Raw genomic sequence first — 4,364 nt, 5'->3', positions numbered from 1 at the left:
AATTTTATTGGAATTAATGAGATCATAAGCATATATGTTGCCCAAAATAGTTCCTATTTCCTCTTGTTTTCTATATTTTAAATTATGAATTAGTTCTTGAGCGACACCTTTAGCATGAAAATATAACATGGCAGTAGCTTGTTCAACAGGTAAAATGCCATAAAATTTACTCATAATTTCATTGTTATCAATTATATGATGATAAGTGTAAGGTAAGCTATGTCTACATTTAACACAAATAACAGATTCATTGTTCAGCAACAATGAGTTGCAACCATTACACAGTTTTGGAAAAAATAAATTGACTAAAGCTTTTACCATTTAAAAAATTTAAATTAAAGATAAATAATCTTCTTTAATATTCTTATATAATTTTTTACTTTTGCATCATTATGGCAAAACAAGAAGATTTATTTAAGAACGTAGTTTCGCACGCTAAAGAATATGGATTTATTTTTCCGTCAAGCGAAATATATGATGGTTTGAGTGCAGTTTATGATTACGCTCAAAATGGTGTAGAATTAAAAAAGAATATTAGAGAATATTGGTGGAAAGCCATGGTGCAAATGCATGAAAACATCGTAGGACTAGATTCTTCAATATTTATGCATCCAACAACATGGAAAGCTTCTGGTCACGTGGATGCATTTTCTGATCCATTAATTGACAATAAGGATTCTAAAAAAAGATATCGTGCAGATGTTTTGATTGAAGATTATGCTGAAAAAATAAACATCAAAGCACAAAAAGAAATTGAAAAAGCTAAAACTCGTTTTGGAGATGCTTTTAATGAAGAAGAGTTTGTAACTACTAACGAAAGAGTTAAAGGATATTTAGAACAGAAAAATACTATTTTACAACGTTTAGCTCGTTCTCTTGAAAAAGAAGATTTAGCAGATGTAAAATCTTTGATTGAAGAATTAGGCATTGCTTGTCCGGATTCAGGCTCTAAGAACTGGACAGAAGTTCGCCAATTTAACTTAATGTTTGCTACAAAAATTGGTGCTTCTGCTGATACAGCAATGGATTTATATTTGCGACCAGAAACAGCTCAAGGTATTTTCGTAAATTTCTTAAACGTACAAAAAACAGGTAGAATGAAAATTCCATTTGGAATTGCTCAAACTGGTAAAGCGTTCAGAAATGAAATTGTTGCAAGACAATTTATATTTAGAATGCGTGAATTTGAACAAATGGAAATGCAGTTTTTTGTAAAGCCAGGTGAAGAAATGCAATATTATGATTATTGGAAAGACACTCGTTTAAAATGGCATTTATCATTAGGTTTAGGAAAAGAGAATTATCGTTTTCACGATCATGAAAAATTGGCACATTATGCAAACGCTGCTGCTGACATAGAATTCAACTTCCCATTTGGATTTAAAGAATTAGAAGGAATTCACTCAAGAACTGATTTCGATTTGAAAGCACATGAAAAATTTTCAGGTAAAAAATTACAGTTTTTTGATAATGAAACAAATGCAAGTTACGTTCCATATGTAGTTGAAACTTCTGTTGGTTTAGACAGAATGTTTTTAGCGGTTTTTTCACAAGCCTTACAAGAGGAAACGTTAGAAGACGGTTCAACTAGAACTGTTTTACGATTACCTTCTGTATTAGCTCCTACAAAAGCAGCTGTTTTGCCTTTAGTTAAAAAAGATGGTTTACCAGAAATCGCAAAAGATATCATAGAAGAACTTAAATGGGATTTTAATGTAACTTATGATGAAAAAGATGCTGTTGGAAGACGTTATAGACGTCAAGATGCACTTGGAACTCCATTTTGCATTACAGTTGATCATCAAACGTTAGAAGACAGAACTGTAACTATTAGGCATAGAGATACTATGAAACAAGAGCGAGTTACTATTTCAGATTTAAGACAAATCATTGCAGATGAAGTTTCAATTCGTAATTGGTTAATGAAAATGTAACTTTTATGCTTAATATATTTTGTAAGACTCGCTATTTAGCGAGTCTTTTTTTTAGTTATTAACAAAACACTTTTTTTGGTTTCCTTTTGTTGTTATTTTTAAGTTTTTATGCATATTATGGTGTTTAAAACTCATTTTGTCGACATATAACTTAAAAAAAGCAAAAAAGAGACTAAAGCAATTTAAAGCAAAATTAAATTATTTGTGTGTTTTGACCTTGTTTTGATGTGAATGGGCGGTTTATTAACACAATTTGCCACTTGTTAACATTTTTTGTTTAAAAAAGAGAATTACGGTTTTACCTTTTTCACATGAAAATTAACTAATATTGTTATCAGTAAAACCATGAATTTTACCCTTTAAACTACTATTTCTAAATAATCATTAAGGTTATTGGCATTAGACATATGACATATAAATATATTATAATTGACGGTGACTATCAAAGTAACATGCTTTTGCAAAATCATGTTAATGCTTTGGGGGATTTTAATTTCTCTGGTTATGTAAACAATGCATCCGATGGATTGAATCTAATTTTAGAAGAAACACCAGATGTAGTTTTTTTAGGGACAAACCTTGCTGATTCTTCAACTGAAAGTAATTTTACTTTAGTAAATGAATTATATAAGTATATGGTAGTTTTGCCAAAGATAGTTGTGATTTCAAATACAAAGGAAGTTGCCTATGAAGCAATGAAATATGATGTGTATGACTTTATTTTAAAACCTTTTAAGAAAATTGATATTATTAAAACAGTATTAAAATTTAAAAAAGAAAATGGTTTTTCATTGTTCTTAAATCAAATAAAAACAAATCAAATACAGGAAAACCTACCTGTTGTAAGCCAATCTTTTGTTAATCAACCAAAGACAGAAGTTGAAGGAAAATACGATTTTAAGAAAAATGGGATTGAAAAAGAAATAGCTAAAGTTGATTTTCAATTTGACACGGAAGAAATCAAGAATGAATTATTAGCAATTGTAAAACAGGGTTTTGAATCAAATACGCTTGCTGTACTAGCAGAACCAGTTGTAGAACAAAAAAACAATATACTTTGTGTAAAGTCTTATGGAGATTATAGATTTATAGAATTTGATGATATTGTTTATTTAAAAGCAGACAACAATTCAACAGACATTATGTTAGACACAGGTGATAGTGTTACGGCTTTTAAAACATTAAAATACTTTGAAAGCTCATTGCCAAATGATTTTATGCGAATTCACAACAGTCACATCATAAACGTAAAATTTGTTTCTAGAATACATTTAGGTAATTCAGACTGTTATTTGAATAAAGGAAAGATAAAACTCCCTTTTTCTAAGTCATACAAAGATAATATTAATGCTATTATTGAATTATATGCTTCTAATGAGTCCAAAGACGACTAGATAGTTTGTAATACAATTCAAAAAGGGCATTTAACTCATGTTTGTGGCTATATTACAAATACGAGACATAACACTTATGCCTATTCATAAAAACTTATCTATTTTTACATTGTTCTATTAGAATAAGCAAACTTGTGCTTGTTTTTTGAGTGAGCTACGTTCTTACCTATTAATTTTATTAATATTTATATATGTCTTTAAAAAGGCTGCTTGTATTATTCAGGTAGCCTTTTTGATTTTTACAAAAAACGAAATTTTTATGAATCTTTCTTAAACTAAAGGCAATTAAAAGAGAAGTTGAAATAGAATATTTTTTTTAATTCCTAAAAAAACATTTACACTTTGCACTATAAAATAATAAAATTTATAAAAAACTAATATTTATGCTCAAGTTTAAAAAGTGTCTTTAGATAAGTAAATTTATTTAGTAACTTTCTGTCTAATGACTAATTTAATTTTCCAAAAAAAAATTAAAAACAACAACTATTTTTCGTTCAAATACAATAAATGACGTTTATAAACTTTTTGAGTAAGAAAAAACCTAAAATAAATATATTAATATGTTAAAAAACTGCAGTAAATTTATCGTTAAAAAGAATTAATGTACCCTTTTTCTTATTTAATACACAAAGATTTGCCTTTAAAATAAATATGCTTCTCACCTAAAATAGACATCTACCAACCTAAGGGCTAAGTTTACATCAAACAAAAACAAAAAAATAAACCTTAAATTATTTATTATGAAAAAATTTATTGCAACCTTAGCTATAGTTCTATTTACAGTAGTACTTACTTCTTACAACACTAACGGTGATGACCAAATCGCTGGAGATACAAATTCTACACAAATGCAAGAGCCTGGTCAAACAACCGGAGCAGGAGTTGGAGCTGCTGGTGAAGTTGTAATCTAATATTATAATTAATTTTTATTAAAAGTGCTATGTATTAAAAATACATAGCACTTTTTTTTTATTTTAGCCATAATGGATTCTAATGTGCAAAAATTAATATTTTTTATATTTCTTTTATTTTCTTT

General features: G+C 28.1%; 3 protein-coding genes and 1 pseudogene. 3 read left to right on the top strand and 1 reads right to left on the bottom strand.

Features of this window, described 5'->3' with window-relative positions:
- Nucleotides 1-321, bottom strand: a pseudogene (locus tag AACZ53_RS13975) (ComF family protein); the annotation flags it as partial.
- A gap of 71 nt (nt 322-392) precedes the next feature.
- Between AACZ53_RS13975 and AACZ53_RS13970 the strand changes: the two are divergent.
- From AACZ53_RS13970 to AACZ53_RS13960, 3 genes are all read left to right on the top strand, one after another.
- On the top strand, nt 393-1,934 hold the full coding sequence (locus AACZ53_RS13970) for a glycine--tRNA ligase (protein ID WP_339839715.1): 1,542 nt from the start codon (nt 393-395) through the stop codon (nt 1,932-1,934).
- A gap of 407 nt (nt 1,935-2,341) precedes the next feature.
- Complete coding sequence (locus tag AACZ53_RS13965) at nt 2,342-3,328, top strand: response regulator transcription factor (protein WP_339839713.1); 987 nt, start codon at nt 2,342-2,344, stop codon at nt 3,326-3,328.
- Between the two features lie 740 nt (nt 3,329-4,068).
- The gene (locus tag AACZ53_RS13960) at nt 4,069-4,239 is read left to right on the top strand and encodes a hypothetical protein (RefSeq protein ID WP_339839709.1); all 171 of its coding nucleotides are present in this window, start codon (nt 4,069-4,071) and stop codon (nt 4,237-4,239) included.
- Nucleotides 4,240-4,364 lie beyond the last annotated feature (125 nt).

It is taken from the genome of uncultured Flavobacterium sp., from assembly GCF_963975005.1.
Classification (GTDB): domain Bacteria; phylum Bacteroidota; class Bacteroidia; order Flavobacteriales; family Flavobacteriaceae; genus Flavobacterium.
Note: the sequence above shows the minus strand (reverse complement) of the source record. Positions and strands in the feature narration are given on the sequence as shown.